The 17,092-nt window shown below is 46.2% G+C and carries 19 protein-coding genes and 1 tRNA gene; 7 read left to right on the top strand and 13 right to left on the bottom strand.

Annotated features, from left to right (window positions below):
• Positions 1-18: 18 nt before the first annotated feature.
• Entirely contained in the window at positions 19-1,002 is a 984-nt protein-coding gene (locus ACWIP2_RS00480; protein WP_448517919.1) for an acyl-ACP desaturase, read from the bottom strand.
• 124 nt (positions 1,003-1,126) lie between these two features.
• Between ACWIP2_RS00480 and ACWIP2_RS00475 the strand changes: the two genes are divergently transcribed.
• From ACWIP2_RS00475 to ACWIP2_RS00455, 5 genes are all read left to right on the top strand, one after another.
• Complete coding sequence (locus tag ACWIP2_RS00475; RefSeq protein WP_448517918.1) at positions 1,127-1,777, top strand: DUF4290 domain-containing protein; 651 nt, start codon at positions 1,127-1,129, stop codon at positions 1,775-1,777.
• Positions 1,671-2,516, top strand: a complete 846-nt coding sequence (locus ACWIP2_RS00470) for a lysophospholipid acyltransferase family protein (RefSeq protein WP_448517917.1) — start codon at positions 1,671-1,673, stop codon at positions 2,514-2,516. Before ACWIP2_RS00475 ends, ACWIP2_RS00470 begins: the two co-directional genes overlap by 107 nt.
• An 18-nt stretch (positions 2,517-2,534) precedes the next feature.
• A complete protein-coding gene (gatC, locus tag ACWIP2_RS00465) occupies positions 2,535-2,822 on the top strand; it encodes an Asp-tRNA(Asn)/Glu-tRNA(Gln) amidotransferase subunit GatC (RefSeq protein ID WP_448517916.1) in 288 nt (95 codons plus the stop codon).
• Between the two features lie 92 nt (positions 2,823-2,914).
• A tRNA-Phe gene (locus ACWIP2_RS00460) sits at positions 2,915-2,987 on the top strand.
• Positions 2,988-3,169: 182 nt separating this feature from the next.
• Positions 3,170-4,474, top strand: coding sequence for a serine hydroxymethyltransferase (locus ACWIP2_RS00455; protein WP_448517915.1), 1,305 nt, complete (start codon positions 3,170-3,172; stop codon positions 4,472-4,474).
• Between the two features lie 331 nt (positions 4,475-4,805).
• Here ACWIP2_RS00455 and ACWIP2_RS00450 read toward each other — a convergent pair whose 3' ends face one another.
• The 6 genes from ACWIP2_RS00450 to ltaE all read right to left on the bottom strand — a co-directional run bounded on the left by ACWIP2_RS00450 (position 4,806) and on the right by ltaE (position 10,448).
• A complete protein-coding gene (locus tag ACWIP2_RS00450) occupies positions 4,806-6,056 on the bottom strand; it encodes a hypothetical protein (protein WP_448517914.1) in 1,251 nt (416 codons plus the stop codon).
• Positions 6,053-6,799 (bottom strand): BsaWI family type II restriction enzyme, encoded by a 747-nt coding sequence (locus ACWIP2_RS00445; protein ID WP_448517913.1) that lies wholly within the window; start codon positions 6,797-6,799, stop codon positions 6,053-6,055. The genes ACWIP2_RS00450 and ACWIP2_RS00445 overlap by 4 nt, the downstream gene beginning before the upstream one ends.
• Before the next feature lie 53 nt (positions 6,800-6,852).
• Positions 6,853-7,761, bottom strand: a complete 909-nt coding sequence (locus ACWIP2_RS00440; protein WP_448517912.1) for a polysaccharide deacetylase family protein — start codon at positions 7,759-7,761, stop codon at positions 6,853-6,855.
• A gap of 63 nt (positions 7,762-7,824) precedes the next feature.
• Positions 7,825-9,123, bottom strand: coding sequence for a metallophosphoesterase (locus tag ACWIP2_RS00435; protein ID WP_448517911.1), 1,299 nt, complete (start codon positions 9,121-9,123; stop codon positions 7,825-7,827).
• A 56-nt stretch (positions 9,124-9,179) separates the two neighbouring features.
• Positions 9,180-9,341, bottom strand: coding sequence for a hypothetical protein (locus ACWIP2_RS00430; protein WP_448517910.1), 162 nt, complete (start codon positions 9,339-9,341; stop codon positions 9,180-9,182).
• Positions 9,342-9,431: 90 nt separating this feature from the next.
• A complete protein-coding gene (ltaE, locus tag ACWIP2_RS00425) occupies positions 9,432-10,448 on the bottom strand; it encodes a low-specificity L-threonine aldolase (protein ID WP_448517909.1) in 1,017 nt (338 codons plus the stop codon).
• Between the two features lie 80 nt (positions 10,449-10,528).
• Here ltaE and purD point away from each other — a divergent pair, with 80 nt between their 5' ends.
• Entirely contained in the window at positions 10,529-11,806 is a 1,278-nt protein-coding gene (gene purD / locus ACWIP2_RS00420; RefSeq protein ID WP_448517908.1) for a phosphoribosylamine--glycine ligase, read from the top strand.
• 12 nt (positions 11,807-11,818) lie between these two features.
• On the opposite strand, the gene ACWIP2_RS00415 is transcribed toward purD, so the two are convergent.
• From ACWIP2_RS00415 to ACWIP2_RS00405, 3 genes are read right to left on the bottom strand one after another with little or no spacing between them, the layout of a single operon-like run.
• Positions 11,819-12,271: a hypothetical protein gene (locus tag ACWIP2_RS00415; RefSeq protein ID WP_448517907.1), complete on the bottom strand. Its 453-nt coding sequence runs from the start codon at positions 12,269-12,271 to the stop codon at positions 11,819-11,821.
• A gap of 4 nt (positions 12,272-12,275) precedes the next feature.
• On the bottom strand, positions 12,276-12,662 hold the full coding sequence (locus ACWIP2_RS00410) for a hypothetical protein (RefSeq protein WP_448517906.1): 387 nt from the start codon (positions 12,660-12,662) through the stop codon (positions 12,276-12,278).
• 3 nt (positions 12,663-12,665) lie between these two features.
• The gene (locus tag ACWIP2_RS00405; protein ID WP_448517948.1) at positions 12,666-13,217 is read right to left on the bottom strand and encodes an RNA polymerase sigma factor; all 552 of its coding nucleotides are present in this window, start codon (positions 13,215-13,217) and stop codon (positions 12,666-12,668) included.
• A gap of 181 nt (positions 13,218-13,398) precedes the next feature.
• On the opposite strand from ACWIP2_RS00405, the gene ACWIP2_RS00400 reads away from it, so the two are divergent.
• The gene (locus ACWIP2_RS00400; protein ID WP_448517905.1) at positions 13,399-14,388 is read left to right on the top strand and encodes a tetratricopeptide repeat protein; all 990 of its coding nucleotides are present in this window, start codon (positions 13,399-13,401) and stop codon (positions 14,386-14,388) included.
• Here the strand turns inward: ACWIP2_RS00400 and ACWIP2_RS00395 are convergent.
• From ACWIP2_RS00395 to ACWIP2_RS00385, 3 genes are all read right to left on the bottom strand, one after another.
• Positions 14,385-14,885, bottom strand: coding sequence for a hypothetical protein (locus ACWIP2_RS00395; protein ID WP_448517904.1), 501 nt, complete (start codon positions 14,883-14,885; stop codon positions 14,385-14,387). The two genes, ACWIP2_RS00400 and ACWIP2_RS00395, sit on opposite strands and share 4 nt — an antisense overlap.
• A 32-nt stretch (positions 14,886-14,917) precedes the next feature.
• Positions 14,918-16,204 carry an MFS transporter gene (locus tag ACWIP2_RS00390; RefSeq protein WP_448517903.1) on the bottom strand — a complete coding sequence of 429 codons (1,287 nt, stop codon included), beginning with the start codon at positions 16,202-16,204 and terminating at the stop codon, positions 14,918-14,920.
• 144 nt (positions 16,205-16,348) lie between these two features.
• Positions 16,349-16,861, bottom strand: coding sequence for a hypothetical protein (locus ACWIP2_RS00385; RefSeq protein WP_448517902.1), 513 nt, complete (start codon positions 16,859-16,861; stop codon positions 16,349-16,351).
• Between the last annotated feature and the right edge of the window lie 231 nt (positions 16,862-17,092).

Below are 17,092 nucleotides of genomic sequence, written 5' to 3'. Positions count from 1 at the left end.
CCTCTAAAATGCTCAGCGTCAGTCTAGAATCCAGCGAAACTTATACTCCAACTGGGGAACTTTCATGCGCTCGACTATGCGCTCTAAACGATTTGGCAGGGCCAAGAGATATTCTCTTGCCTTTTCCCCCGTATCCCGAAGTTGCGGAAGGCCTTCAATGTTCCAGTCTTTGAGCAGTTGACGCATGATCTCTACGTAGTCTGAAGCAGTATATACGCCCAGCCGCTGCGCAGCATCAGTAAAGTGCGCGAAAGTTGTACCTATTTCAACGCCTATTTCACGCATGAAATGCGCCGGCATCACAATTTTCTTGCGCATCATGTCTTCAAAAGCGAGAATAGCCTCGTTGGGATCTATCTCAAAAATATGGCGAATGAAGGTAATATAGGCTTTGGCATGGCGGGCCTCATCAGCGGCTACTTGTCCGCAAATCTTGGCAAGCAGCGGATCGCCTTGCTTTTTAGCCATTGATGCCACCCGACGGTGTGAAACATTGGTTGCCAATTCCTGAAAACTGGTATATATAAACGTGCGGTAAGGATCGTCTCCTATTTGTGGATCGAAACCATCGGCAATCAGATACTGCGTAGATGCTTCCATCTCACGCATGTTGATCCGCCCTGTCAGATAGAGGTAGCGGTTCAGTACATCGCCGTGGCGGTTTTCTTCAGCAGTCCAGTGGCGTGTCCATGTACGCCAGCCGCTTTCGCGCTCGGTGCCATGTATGCCTTGCAAAGTATGAATCCACGATTCGTAGCTGGGTAGCGCCTCCTCGGTAATCGCATCGCCGATCAGCACAGCAACCAGATCGTAGGAAAGTTCTCGGGCACGTTCTTGCAGCCGTTTGACTTCCTCAAAAAAGTTTTCCATTGAAGCATTCGGCAGTAAATCAGCCGGCTGCCAATTCTCATCTATCGGTCGCAGAAATTCTTTAACATATCCTAAAATCTTCTGATCAAGAAATTGCATCACCTCGCTCCTTGCAGGCTGTGAGAAACTCATAATAACTTGTTAGTTTGATTTTTACCAAAGAAATCAAAGGAACTAACTTCCTTTGAGGAGTTAAAGATAGAACTAATTTGGTAAAGTTAATCGAATTGTGGTAAATTTGTAGAAATATTTTTTGATGGAAAAATTCGAGTACAACACAGGACGCAGTGCACTGATATTGAAAGAGTATGGGCGGAGTGTGCAACAAATCGCCGAATATATTGCCTCCCGTCCAACACAGGAAGAGCGCACAGCCCTTTCGCATGTACTAATTGGGCTAATGAAGCAACTCAACCCCTCGGTGCGTGAAAACATCGAAACACCACAGCGCATCTGGGATCACTTGCACCATATGGCGGGCTATAAGTTAGATATTGACGGTCCCTTCCCCCCTCCCCAGCCCGGTGAACTTTTCCAAAAGCCGCAAAAAATGCCCTACAATACTCATAACATTACCTACAGACATTATGGCAAAAATGTGGAGCTAATGATAGAAAAAGCGGTAAAACTGGAAGATCCCGAAGAGCGCAAAGCAGCAGCTATCAGTATTTTCAAACTGATGCGCACCTTCTATGCTACATGGAACAAGGAGCATACAGAAGATGAAATCATCGTTGCACAATTGCGCGAACTTTCCAATAATCAGTTGGATGTAGATCTGCAATCACTTCGTAACGATCATGCCGAAAGAGAATATCGCCACAAGCCACAGTATCAACAACAACAACAACATCAGAGCCACTCGCACGGCAACAACAAGCGCAAGAAAGACAAGCGTCGCAGGTAAGATCTACGGACTTTGGTGTGTCGCCTGCCTGATCGGATTCTTTCTCGTTCCAGTCGCACCACTTGCCCTTATTGGCACCTTGCATAGGCGCTTGCATGTAATAAGTCTAGCTGCCTACAAGATGTGGAGCATACTGCTATTTCGCGCAAGCGCATTGCCAGTCCAGGTGATTGGAGTGGAAAATCTACCTAAAGACACCCCTTACATCCTTACGCCTAACCATGCCTCCTATTTAGATGTTCCGTTGATGGTTTATGCCATTCCCAAACTCTTCGTGTTTGTAGGTAAAAGTTCGCTGAGCAAAATTCCGATCTTCGGATATATCTTCCGGCGTGTACACATTCCTGTCAATCGGTCTAATCCCAAAAGCGGATTAGGCGCTTTGCAAAAAGCTAAAGATCGGCTATTGCATGGACGCAGCGTACTGCTGTTTCCCGAAGGTGGTTTCGGTAGGATTCAACCGCCAACATTAGCTCCTTTTAAAGATGGCGCTTTTCGCTTGGCAATTGAAACAGGTGTACCGATAATACCCGTAACAATGCCCCACAACTGGCAGATCCTGCCCGAAAAGTCAGGGCTACAGATCAACCGCAGGCGGGCAGTAGTAGTGATCCATCAGCCGATACCTACCAAAGATCTCAAACCCGCCGATACAGATGCACTCAAAGCGCAAACCTACGAGGTCATCGCAGCAGAACTATCCAAGCATTATCCCCAATCTATTATCCGTTATCTGTAAACGAATAGCAACTATTCTATGGAAATTACGCCCGAGATATTAGCAAAAATTGCACATTTAGCGCGCTTGCAGGTAGCGCCCCAAGATCAGCACCAACTGATAGAAAGTCTGAACAAAACGATCAGTTGGATAAATAAACTACGCGAGTTAGATACAACAGGCATTGAGCCGCTCACACACATGACCCACGAAATAAACCGCCTGCGCGAAGACAAGGTCATACAGACAATAAGCCACGAACAGGCGCTCTCGCAGGCACCCGCACACGACGCTGATTATTTCCTCGTACCAAAAGTAATTGATTAACAATGCATTACAAAAAAGTTACAAAAATTTGCAGCCAAGATTTGGCAGATAAAGAAACGCACTCTACTTTTGTGCCACAAAAATAACAAGGCGGTGCGGTAGCTCAGTTGGTAGAGCAAAGGACTGAAAATCCTTGTGTCGGGGGTTCGATTCCCTCCCACACCACAAACACGCTTAAAACCCTGTCAAAACGCATTCTGACAGGGTTTTTTCTTTTGTTCCCTGTATCTCAAAGACAAAAACCGTACATATTACCGTACACAAGTGCCTAAAAAGTATATACAGCCGTTTTGCCGGAAAGCCCGCACTTTTGCGTACATTTGTGTACTCATTTTCCCTCATTTTCCATGATTAAGGCTGATAATCAAGTATTTTCTCTCATTCAGAAAGAGTTTGAACGCCAGATACACGGCATAGAACTGATTGCTTCCGAAAATTTTGCTTCTCCTTATGTGATGCAAGCAATGGGCAGTGTGCTGACCAACAAGTATGCAGAAGGTTTGCCCGGCAAGCGCTACTACGGTGGCTGCGAAATAGTGGATCAGATTGAAACCATTGCCATTGAACGCCTCAAACAACTTTTTGGTGCTGCTTGGGCAAACGTACAGCCACATTCAGGAGCGCAGGCCAACGCGGCCGTTATGTTGGCAGTGCTGCAACCCGGCGATAAGATTCTCGGCTTCGACTTGGCGCACGGCGGACACCTGACACACGGCTCGCTTGTGAACTTTTCAGGAAAATACTATCAACCTTCTTTCTATGGTGTTGAGCGCGAAACCGGACTGATTGACTGGAACAAAGTAGAGGAAATAGCGCTGCGCGAACAGCCTAAACTGTTGATCTGCGGCGCTTCGGCTTACTCCCGCGACTGGGACTACGCCCGCCTGCGTGTAATTGCTGATGAAATCGGTGCCTTGCTGCTGGCTGATATTTCGCATCCTTCGGGGCTGATTGCACGCGGTCTGCTGAACGATCCGCTGCAACACTGCCACATCGTAACCTCTACGACGCATAAAACCCTGCGCGGGCCTCGCGGTGGCATTATTATGATGGGGAAAGATTTTGAAAATCCCTTTGGCATTACCAACATGAAAGGGCAGGTAAAAATGATGTCTGAGTTGTTAGACGGAGCTGTATTTCCCGGTACGCAAGGCGGCCCGCTGGAACACGTCATTGCCTCTAAAGCCGTAGCCTTTGGCGAGGCGCTTTCGGACAGCTATTTGCAGTATGTGAAGCGCGTTTCCGAAAATGCACAAGCACTCGCCCAATCTTTCGTGGAAATGGGCTACCACCTCATTTCAGGCGGTACTGACAATCACCTGATGCTCATTGACTTGCGCAACAAAGGCATCAGTGGCAAACTGGCAGAAAACACACTGATTAAGGCGGACATTACCATTAATAAAAACATGGTTCCGTTCGATGACAAGTCTCCTTTCGTAACTTCAGGTATGCGCATTGGTACGCCTGCCATTACGACGCGTGGGCTGGTAGCTGCCGATATGCCGCGCATCGCCGCCCTGATAGACAAAGCGCTAATGAACCACAACAACGATACAATCCTTGCTGAAGTTCGCAAAGAAGTAAACGGCTGGATGCAGCAGTACCCGCTCTTCGCAGAGTCAGAAGAGTTGGTAGCAGCTATGTTTTAATCGGCTGTTAGTCTCATAAAATAAAAAACCTAACAGGTCTTAGAGATTTGTCAGGTTTTTTTACGTTATTGCCCGAAGCAACCATATCATACTGAAATAAATTATCTACCATGCAGTTTTTATCCCGTAGGAATTGCATATTGGTAGTAGAGCTACTACAGTATTACGGCAAAAGCCTCGTTGCTGTGAGTTATAGGATCGGTTGGGGGCTTGGGTAGGGCGGATTTTTAGCACAAAAGTTCACTCGAAGAACTGCACTAGAACCTACCACAAAACTGTCATACGAAGCACTGCACCCGCCATTACGCCAAACCGCTGTTGCACGATGTTTTCATTCTTTTCGCATTACCACGATATACTCGTTATTCATTGTTTCGTCTTTTTTTCCTGTTACATTTGTCGGGCTGTTTTTGCTCGGCATACGTTTGTTAGGAATGTTGCGAATAATCGTTTCTATGTGCGAAAAACCTTGATTTTCAAAAAAGTCTTTGGTTATTTCGTCTGTCGGTAAAACTTCACCTTTTACTTTTCGGTTGCCTACTACATAACAAGCATAACCACCTTTTTTGATGGTTTTGGCTACATTTTCAATAGAACTTTGATAGTCGCAATAAAACGAAGAGACTTCTTTGGCTCTTTTCTCATCTATATTTGCAATTTTTTCAAGGCTTTCATTCAGACTTTGGCTCTCAAAACTACAAACCTCTTTTTGTCGGTTTCCACCCATTAAATTATTGTCTATTTGGTTAGCATTTTCTACGTCTAACCATTCGTTGGCAAGCCTCGAAAATTGTCCATAAGCAACTGTTGTGCGGCTATCTCCATAGGGCGGTGAAGTTACAACAATATCAACACTTTCATTTTCAATATGTTTCACTTCATTGCTTGTATTAAAATCATAAACTTGCGAATTACCTTTGGGTTTTTGCTCTAAAAATGATTTTAGTCCCTTGTGATTTCGGGCTAATTTACTTTGCATTAAACCAAAAACATCAGGGTTAAATTTTTGCATTTGTTCTGCCGTCATTCGGAACAATTTAAACTCGCTATTGCGTGTAAAACTGCTTTCTCTCACGGTTTCGCTAAATGCTATTTTGAAAAAATTGCTCACGTTCTCGTCTTCTATTTTGTCAATAAAAGTTTTAATAATTGCTAACTTTTCCTGCACGCCTTTGTCAAACCAAAAATCAATATTGTTAATTTGGGGAATAACGATGTTTACCTTATTGTTGAAATCAAACATCAAGGAAAACATATAATCGTTAAAATCTTTGAGATACAAATCCAGAACTTGTAGGTTAATTTTGGTTGTTTTTGTTTTGGCAATAAGTCTTGCCAATGGGTTTAAGTCTGTTCCAATAGCGTTAATTCCTTTCAAATTGGCTTCTACCAAACTTGTTCCTGTGCCACAATAAGGGTCAAAAAGCAAATGACTATCCACACCGTATTTTGCCAAAATACGTTCTACAATTTGCGGTATCATCATTGCTGGGTAATTGTGGTAGCAATGTGTAAATTGTTTGGTGTTTGCACCTACGAAGTCCCACGAAAAATCTGTATATTTTTTCTCGGTTAGTATCATTTGTAAAGTGTTTTGAGGTCTGACACAATTTTTGAAAACTCGTTGATAGGTGATTTGAATTTTCCTGATTTGGTAAGATACACAAAATCAAAGAAATTCAACATTCCTATTTGTTGGGGTTGCGTGATTTCATCATAAAAATTGGTCGTAATAAAACCTACTCTAAAATCTGCTTTTACTTCAAAACTCAAACCGTACTTTTGTTTGATTTGCATACAGTCTTTTGACGTTGCAATGTCCATCAAAAGTTTCCATTTGTAGGTTTGTCCCGCTCTTTCTCTCAAAGATGTTTTGATAGAGAAAATCAAAACAGGTGCTTTTTCTAACTTTTTGTTGTGGTAAATCATCAAATCCACATCTGGTTTTTGCACGTCATCACCTACCTGAATAGTGGCATAGTCTTCTATGAGTTTGTGTTTTTTGGGTTTTAGAGTGATAACCAAGTCTTTGTTTATCAAGCCTTCGCTTTGCAAAAATATTAAAGCATAAGCCACCAAACCTTGAAAACCATTTCCTGCAACCGCTTTTCTTGTCTGTGAGGCATCGTTTATTTCACCACTTTTGATACGTTTTTGGATAATCTTCTCAACTTCTGCTGTTGAACTTTGCATAATTTCGGTGAGGTAAGAAATAGCCTTTTCTGCCCCAACTTCTTTTACTTTTTTCTCAAAGTTCTTTTTGATAGGGTCAAAATAGTAACGTCCTTCTACATCTTTAAATACCTTTTGGTTGGTTTCAAGCATTGCATTTTGTTGTTTTTGGTTTTGTTGTTTTTCTTAAAATATCGTGCAACTAGTCAAATAGCCGCAATATCTGCGCCCGTTGCGCTCCACACGCCCGGATGTTGCAGGATGTAGCGCAAGGCTTCTTCTACTGCGTGAATGCGATAAGGCAAGCCGCTGATGTAAGGATAAAGCACCAAAGATAGTACGCGCCCCCCATAAGTTTTACTTTCGGCAAGCAATGTGTCAAACTGATCTTTAATCTGTTCTACAAATTGTGCTTCGGTGTGGTGATAGCCAAATATGATCTGCCGATCGCTGATTTCTTCTGAATAGGGCATTGCCAGCAGGCTGCCCTGACGCGTATGAAAGGTGTAGGGTAGATCGTCGTTTGCCCAATCGCATAGGTAGCTGAAGCCTGCTTCCTGCACCAGATCAGGGGTCAGAAAAGACTCAGAAGAAGCAGGCGACAGCCACCCCTGCGGCACTATGCCCGTTATATCGGTCAAAATTTGGCGGGAGCGGAGGATGATTTCGCGCTCTTCTGCCTCGCTCATCCCGCTGTGGTGGATAGTATCCATGTCGTAGCCGTGGCAGATGATCTCGTAGCCCCTGCCAACAGCCTCACGCGCCAGCAAGGGGTAACGCTCTGCTACCGCCGCATTCATCGCTACGCTTGCCTTGATACCTAACTGTTCAAACAGGCGAAAAAGACGGAAAATACCAACGCGGTTGCCGTAGTCGCGCGAGGAGTAGTGCCTGAAGTCGGGATAGGCAGTAACCATGCCGCCGGGAGCTTTGAAAGGCTTACCCTGCTGGTTGAGTGGGAAGAATTCAGAAACTACCGTTACCCAAAGTGCAATATTTGCAGCATTGGGGAAAGCTAACGGCTTGCGCTCAAACAGATTAGACCATTTGTAGCGATCGTGATCCATCGCATGGCGGCGCTTGGGATATTGCAAGTATTCTTCAGGTAAAGACATGGCATGTAGGCGTTTTAACGGCTGTATAATTAACGAAATTAATCATTTTTCGCAAGTCAATTGCTACGCCTTCACCAATTCCATGATCGTAATTTCGGGCATAATGCCAATGCGCCCCGGAAAACCAATATACCCAAAACCACGATTGACGTACAAGTGCTGGTTTTGTTTGGTATAGAGACCTGCCCACTGCTCATATATATACTGCACGGGACTCCACTGGAACGAGCCGACCTCTATGCCAAACTGCATCCCGTGGGTATGTCCTGCAAACATCACGTCTATATCGGCGTATTGCGGGCGTACCTCTGCGTCCCAATGGCTGGGATCGTGTGAGAGTAGTAGCTTTACAGGTGCTTCTTCAGTTCCTGCATATGCTTGTTTCAGCCGTCCGTATTTGGGGAAATTGCCTTTCGCCCCCCAGTTTTCTACACCAATCACGGCTATTTTATCGCTTCCGATCTGCAAGTTAATGTGCTCATTCATCAGCAGTCGCCAGCCCATATCTGCATGGATCTGTTTGATTTTCTGCAAGTTCCGATATTTAGCTTCTGCCGTAGGCCATTGGTAATATTCTCCGTAGTCGTGGTTGCCCAGCACCGAATAAACACCCATAGGCGCTGCTACATTCTTAAAAATGCTGAAATAGTTGCGCATTTCGTCGGCAACGTCGTTAACCAGATCGCCTGTGAAAAACACGACATCGGGCTTTTCGTTGAGTAGCATATCTACACCACCTTGCACTGCTACCCGATTAAAGAAACTACCCGAGTGAATATCAGATAGTTGTCCGATACGGATACCGTCGAATGCTTTGGGCAAATTGGCCAAAGGCAAACGAATACGGCGGATGCGGTAGTCGTGTGCGCCGGAAATAATTCCAAAACTCATAGTTGCCAGTGGCACTGCCGCAGCGACCAAACCTGCCTGCATCAGGAATTCGGAACGTGTGATGCCATTGGCAGGAGACTCAGGCAGCATATCAGCAGGCAGGCTGATCGGTTCGGGCTTAGCAGCCGTTTGTGGAAGCAAACCCGCAACCTGCGTATAAATCCATTGCCCAAGTCGGATGATGTCGTCTAAGGCAATAAACAAAACAGCAAACAGCTTGGAGAAATAAAACATAAAGCCCCAGACCATGACAAAACGGCGGGCGGTAAGCATAGCCGCAGAAGTCGGCAGGTAGGGATAGATACCCAAAATAGTAATAGTCAGCAGCGTAATTGTCCAATAGAGGCTGTAAACCAGACGGCGAGTTTGTACCTGCGAATCTTCCCACACCACGCGGACAGCTTGGAAAACATACCAGTCAATCGCCAGCAAAAGAGTGATTAGCAAGATCAAAGGAAATATTTTATTCATGATTAGGGAGTAGGGATCGGCTAATAACTAACAGCAAACAAGTCGGTTTGTTTTGATCAACCTTCTAAACGATGCAAAGTTTGCGCCCTTTCGTTTTTATGACGGTTTGTCAGGTCGCCGCCGCTCTCAATCTCCGATCTTATGATAATACTGCTGTGGAGTTGTTCTAACAACTTCGTGATCTTCGTAGCAGCTATGGCGCGTTCTTCAGCTCCCATAATAGGTAAGAATCACTATTGATGCGATAGAAGTAGCTATTTGTCCGCAATTTGCAAACACGAAAAAAAATCTTACACGTGAAACTTTAACTACAAAGATTTTAGCAGCGTGCTTAGCGCACTAAGTTTTGCATCATCAAAGTCCAAATGTGTTACAAAGCGCATACCGCCTGCGAAAGGATTTGCCAGCACACCCTTCCTTTTGAGTATCTCACTGAATTGGATGGGCTGATAACGTTCCTCTTTCAACTTGAAAACCACAATATTGGTTTCTACGGGCAGTATTTCGGCTACATAGTTGCAGGTACTCAAAATATCGGCTATTGCCGTAGCCCTGCTATGATCTTCTGCAAGCCTTTCAACGTGATTTTGCAGCGCATACAGACCTGCCGCAGCCAATAGGCCTGCCTGCCGCATACCTCCCCCCATAGCTTTTCGGATGCGCAGCGCCTTGCGGATATGTTCGCGGCTGCCCAGCAGCAACGAGCCGACAGGTGCGCCCAGTCCTTTGGAAAGACAAATCGAGATAGTGTCAAAAAGTTGTCCGTACTGTATTGGTTGTTCCTTGTTAGCTACTAAGGCATTGAACAGGCGCGCACCGTCCAAATGTAGCGCAAGTCCTTTTTCCCTACAAAGCGCCGCAATAGGTGCTATTTCGTTGATTTTGTAACAAATGCCGCCCCCTTTATTCACCGTATTTTCTAAGGCAACAAGTCGCGTTGTGGGATAATGAATGTCTTCAGGATTAATGTTTGCCGCAATTTGATCCGCAGTCATTTTACCTTTGACAGACTCGATTAAGCGTACCGAAGCATGTGCATTCAGGGCAATGCCACCGCCTTCGTAGTTGTAGATGTGTGCTAATTTATCGCAAATCACCTCATCGCCGGGCTGTAGGTGCAGCTTGAGCGCAATCTGATTAGTCATCGTACCAGAAGGGCAAAAAAGCGCGGCTTCCATGCCAAACAATTCAGCCGCATACGCTTGCAGTGCATTAACTGACGCATCTTCGCCGTAAACATCGTCGCCAACAGGGGCAGTAAACATTGCTTCTCTCATGGCAGCCGTCGGCAGAGTAACCGTGTCGCTGCGTAGGTCTATCATCATAGCCATTCAAAATTGTGGACGGGCAGTAAATTTAGGCTTTGTAGCAGTAAATGCTAATTTTGCCGCAACGTTCTGATCCTATGAAAATTCTCATTTTAGGCAGTGGCGGGCGCGAACATGCGTTTGCTTGGAAAATTGCACAAAGCCCGCTTTGCTCAGGTTTATTCATTGCGCCTGGTAATGCAGGTACAGCAGAAGTGGCGCAAAATATAGCCATCGAAGCTACTGATTTTGACCAATTAGCCGATTTTATTGTAAGTAATCATATAGAACTCGTTATTGTAGGCCCCGAAGCGCCCTTAGTGGCAGGCTTCACCGATTTTGTGCGCAACAGTCCTGCGCTCAGCCATGTGCGCGTAGTCGGGCCGGACAAAGCGGGCGCAGCGCTGGAGGGCAGCAAGCACTTCGCCAAGCAGTTCATGATGCGCTACGGCATCCCGACCGCTGGCTATCGCAGTTTTGACAGTAGCAATCTGGAAGATGGTATCGCTTACCTGAGCACACAGCAGCCGCCATTTGTCCTCAAAGCCGACGGGCTTGCAGCAGGCAAAGGTGTGCTGATTATCAATGACTTAACAGAAGCGCAGACAGCACTCCGAGAAATGATTGCAAATGCCAAATTTGGCAAGGCAAGCGCAACAGTGGTAGTTGAGCAGTTTTTGCAAGGTATCGAACTCTCCGTATTTGTGCTGACCGACGGAAAAGACTATTGCCTCCTCCCTGCTGCCAAAGACTACAAACGCATTGGCGAAGGCGATACGGGCTTGAATACAGGCGGCATGGGTGCAGTTTCGCCCGTTCCTTTTGCAGATGAGGTGTTTTTGAAAAAAGTAGAGGAACGCATCGTTCAGCCCACACTCACAGGACTGCAACAGGAAGGCATTGACTACATTGGCTTTATCTTTATCGGACTGATGAATGTCGGCGGCGAGCCATATGTGATCGAGTACAACGTGCGCATGGGCGATCCTGAAACGGAGGTAGTTGTGCCGCGCATCAAGAGTGACTTTCTGGCGCTGCTCGATGCTGCCTCCCGTCGCCAACTGGCACAGGCATCGCTCGAAACCGATCCGCGCACAGCAACGACTGTCATGCTCGTATCAGGTGGCTACCCCGAAGCCTTCGAGAAAGGCAAAACCATCAGCGGACTTGATCGGATCAGCAAGGCTGTTACTGCTTTCCATGCCGGAACCATGCGGCAGGGATCTGATCTTGTAACAGCAGGCGGTCGGGTGATTGCGCTTACAGCCCTTGCCGATACTTTGGACGAAGCCTTGCAACTTTCATACAATGCCGCAGCAATTGTTGACTATTCGGGTAAATATTATCGCCGCGACATTGGGCAGGATCTGATGTAATTTTCATACAGGCTAATCCATGTCGTCGGGCAGGCGGACACCTTTACCCAATCGTTCCAGCAGTAGGCGCTTGAATTCCAGTTCAGACTGGTACAGTTCGGCAACCTGCCGCACATTAAGCACAGTGAGGAACTCTTTGTGGTACTTACGGGCAAGCGCTACCTCTTTTTCGCGCAGGTCAAATTCCTGATCCATTGCTTTTTTCAGATCATCGTCCGTCATTACGAGGCTCTTCCGGCGCAGTTTCATGATCTGCCGGCGCATATCCATTTGCTCTTTGCGATACTGGCGGAGCAAGGGCATAAAGTTTTTTGCCTGCTCAGGTGTAAGTTGCAGCCGCTCCTGAATAATCGCCATACGGATTTTTTCCACTTCCTCGCGATTGGGCATGCGTTGGGCATGCGCTGCAAATGACAGCCACAGCGTGCAAGCGACAAACGCGATGTATTGTACACACTTTTTCATAGCTTCAGTAAATAAATTCGTCAAAATCTTCTTCGGTAAGGTCGTAAAGCAGTTCGTCTAAGGTCAGTTCATTATCGTCTGTTGCTATTTGCAGGCTGTAATAGTCCAGCAATTCGGCTTCGGAAATATCATTTTCCAGCAGTATCTCTTCTACCGACTGCCAAGCCAAATCTTGCGCTGCCTGAGGCGTTGTGTTGTACCAGAAGATGCCTGCAAACAATAACACAAGCATAGCAGGCAGCACATAAGCAAGGCGCAACGACTGCCAAAATACGGCTGTGGAATTTTCGGGCTTGCGCACACGACGGGCAACGCGCTGCGGCAGCGTATCAAAATAGCCTTCAGGGGGGCTGAAAGGTTGCTTATTTTTGGGTATATCCTCGAGTTTCATTGCTTAATTTTTGGTCAAATGGTCTTCAATTTTTTTAACCGCATGGTGGTAAGAGGCTTTCAACGCGCCTACGGAAGTCCCCGTAATGTCTGCAATTTCTTCGTAGCTTAGTTCGTCGTAATAACGCATATTGAAAACAAGGCGTTGCTTATCGGGCAGTGTGAGCAGGGCTTTTTGTAGTTTCAACTGGATTTCGTCGCCTGAAAGGCTGCCTTCACCGTCTAACTTACCTGCAAGCTCCTTGCGCACATCATAAATCGGTATGAGGTAGCGGCGGCGTTTCTTATCCAAAAAGTTGAGGCACTCGTTTGAGGCGATCCTGTACAGCCAAGTAAATAGTTGTGCATCGGCTCTGAATTTGTGCAGATTGTGCCACACTTTTACAAAAACCTCCTGCGTCAGGTCGTCCGCGTCGTCGTGGTCAATTACCATTTTGCGGATGTGCTGATAAATCCGCTGCTGGTATTTGCGCATCAGTTGGTCAAAAGCCCAGTTTTTAGAGGCTTCCTGACTGAATTTTTCCAGAATTTCGCGGTCGTCGCTCGCCGTTTCCATGTTTTTGGCGGGTTTAGGTTTCTGTTCGTGCCTCCGCCCGTCATTGTCCTTTATTCCGATTGTCCCGAACATACTCCAGAAGGATTCATCTCGCTGTTCATTTGCAGGTTAGAGTAGCTGATAGGCAAAAGGTTTAATGACAAGCCGCTACTTTTTAAATTTTTTGTTGCAAATTTGGTGTATGCCATCGTCGTATCTCAATTTCAGGTTTCGATTTCTCAATGCAGCAGGCAAAAGGCAGTCTGTCATTCCTCTCAACGGACGGGCAGACGGCGAAAGCGGTTTGCGGCTGACCGAGCACCCGATTCCCATCGAAGATATTATGCATGTCTATCGCCATCGCGATCAGTTAGCCGTGATATTGAAGCCTTACCTTGCGCTGCCAAAAAATTTATCCATACACGTGCTGCCCGAAACAAGTGCGCTCCTGATAGAAGTTGCCGATGGCTTCGCCTTCAACGTCAAAAGCGCAATAGACCAGCATCTCAGCCGCCTGCACATGGCAGAGGCACAGGCAAAATGGGCAGCAGAAGGAAAAGGAAAACTGTTCCGCACCATCACCTGCCCTGTTTGCGAGGCTTCTACCGACATAACCGCCATTCTGTCAGAATACATCTACTGCCGTTACTGCACAACGATGTTCAATCAGTACCAGCAGGTACTGCCTAAGTCGGAACAGTACGACATCTGCCCGCGCTGCAACTACTACGGACGCTTGCAGACCTATCCTGAAGTGCGTTTCTATTGGTGGGGCAAGCATGACAACCACTCCTCATTTACGGAAAACCACATATGCGACACCTGCGCCGGCAGAACTTACGATGAAACCATTTGGAAAAACACGCTATTTCTGATAGGTTTACCCTTTACCCTGTATCTTAAATACATGATGAGTAAGGAGCATGATCCTGTACTGGCAGAAATGGCAACAGCCAATCGCTTGGCGCAAGACGGCAACATGGTAGAAGCCGACGTACTATACTCCGCCATGCTTTTGCGCAATGACAACCACCCGGGATTGCTGTATAACTATGGACTTGCTTGGCTACAAAACGGTGAACCCAAAAAGGCATTTAACTACTTGAGCCGTGTGCTGGAAATTTGCTATAACTACGAGCCTGCCCGCGAAATGCTGGAGATTTACAAGGATACGATGATCGTAAGAAGCTAATCCATCAACTTTTTTATAAGGCTTGCCTGTGCGGGATCAATCCTGCCTTCGCGCAGCATAAAAGCAGCAATTTTGTTTATGTGAATCCGTGCAAGCGTCCCGTCTTGGGCTGCCTTTGGCAACTGTTCGCAGATAACAATGCGATCTTCGGCAATATGATGACTCAGGTTCAGGTAGCCGGGCAGCCCCAACTGGATCGAGAAGCGCAAAAAGCGTATTTCCGGATTGTTGGGCGCAGCAGCAACAGCTTTAGCGAGCAGTTCCTGTGAAAGTTTAGTCAGCCGTAACTTTTCCAATGGATTGAAAACCGCCCGCGCCTGCTGCGTATGCAAAGCGCCGTAATAAGCTATCCAGAGGGGATCATCCTGAAAAGCAAGAGCTTCCATTTGGCGCAGCATGGCAGTTGCGCTGATCTCCCCGTCGGCAACTTTGGGGTAGTCGCTGCGGATCTTTTCCCAATTCACCGAGCCGTCGGGGTTAGCTAATAATGATTTCATGGCTAAAAAAATCTCATGATTAAAACTGTCGCTCAATGCCCGCCACCGCTTGCGGATTGGCTACTTGCCGTTGTAGCCTTTTTATCCTCTTTCACCAATAACCACAAAACGGCAGAAACGGTTAATGCTGCTGTGCAAATGATGAAAATAACACCCTTATTTTCGCTATTTTCAATAATTTTACCAAAAAAACTACTCACAACCAACTGCGGCAAAACCACCGAAAGATTGAAAATACCCATGTAAAGCCCTGTCTTGGACTTATCAATTTTTTCGGTCATAATGGCAAAAGGGAGGCTAACCGTAGCCGCCCAGCCCACACCAACTACTGCCATCAACGCATAAATCGCCCAAGCGCTGTGTCCGAAAAGGAAAATGCCTGCATAGCCTGCTGCCATTACGGCGATGCTCAGCGTGTGGGTGCGCACTCTGCCAATCTTTTTGGAAAGTGGAGCTAACACAGGCGCAGGCAGCAAAAAACCGACAGTATTCAGCACAGCAAAGGCGACGGCTATGACCTGCCCCAGTACCATATCGCTCAGCCCGCCGATGCGTTCTTTCAAGAAGGCAAACATGAAAACAAACATGGTTTGCACACCCAGCCAAGTAAAGGCATGTGCCAGATAAAGCGGCAAAAGCGACTGATTTTGAGTAGTTTGTGTAGAATTAAGCCGGTTTTCTTCTGCTACCGCCACAATAGTTTTCAGTTCGCGAGGTTCTGTAATGAAAAACATCGGGACGATGGAAAACAGCAGCACCAGCACCGCGCCGGCGTAGATGAGTGTCAAATTGCCAAATACTGCCCCAATCAGATAAGCCAACACGCCAAAAGCGCCCGAAACGGTTTGCATCCATGTATAGCCTTTAGTACGGGCTTCGCCTTCGGGCGTTACGTCGGCAATGATGGAGCGCGTCGGGTTGAAACTGATGTTGATAGACAAATCCAGCAGCAGCGCAACTGCGATAGCTACCGCCAGCAGGTTGCCGATGCCGAGTGAGTCGTTGATAGTCCCGATTGCAGGCAGTGCAAGCAGCATCAGCGCCGCCAGCAAGCCGCCAACGAGGATGAAAGGTCGCCGCCTGCCGCCCCAAAACCACACATTATCGCTGATGAGACCAACGATGACCTGCCCGAAAATACCCGCCAGCGGTCCGGCAGCCCACACAAAGCCGACTTCTTCAATATTGAGCTGGTATTGCGTACTCAGCAGCCAGCTAAGCGCCGAAATCTGTACGGAAAGTGCAAAGCCCATTGCCGTTGCAGGAAGGCTCAGCAGGGCATAGAAAGGTGCGGTTAGTCGTTTTTGTGCGTTGAGCATTTGTTTGTTCGGTTTTTTACATAGGGCAAGCAGCCGAACAAATCTAACCATTTGGAAAAATAATCCAGTAAAATTACAAGAGCCATCCCAAAAATTTCAAAATGACTCTTGTAACTAATTGTTTATCGGATAAAGCCGATTTGATTATCGTTGAGTTGCTGGGGGGAGCATTAAGTAAGCCGCCAGCGTAAGTGCCAGTCCAATGAGTAATAAGAAGGCTGTAATGTAAAAAAAGTACAAACTGAAATCACTCGGTTGGTTAGCTTGTATAAAATCTGCCACACGAAATAGTAACGAAATGAAGGCTGTAACCGTGAGTATTCTGACCCAACTGATATTGTAGGTATTAAAAACGGCTATCAGAAAACCGACATGTACTATCCCCAATAAGATCATTGAGTAAAATGAAATGGGGTCGCCAGAAATATTTACATGAATCGTGAAGGCAGTATTACACAGAAGTCCCGAAACAATAGCGCCACCAACAACTTTGGAACTATTGATCGCAGCATAAGTAACTCCAATGAGTAATAGAATACCTGTTATACCTGAAAGATATAACCAAACAGGATTATCTACTATTTGATAAACAGTGATACTGCTAATAGCGAAAGCTACTAAAGTAATCAGTATGGGTAATGAAAATATCTTTTTCATTGTTACTCAGTTTAATAACTACCAGTGAAAAGGAATAAGACAATACATACCAGCGCCAATACTACATACTGAACCTACTAAACCAAAGACTACAACTCATCTCAAAACTGTCTAAGTAGTATAATCATGGCAGCCAGTTTGACAAATCCTGCAAAATTGTCTAAATGATATTCGTATCTGGTTACGCATCGTCTGAAGTTTTGTAGCCAGGCAAAAAAACGCTCTACTTTC

This window comes from Rhodoflexus sp. (assembly GCF_053489755.1).
Note: the sequence above shows the minus strand (reverse complement) of the source record. Positions and strands in the feature narration are given on the sequence as shown.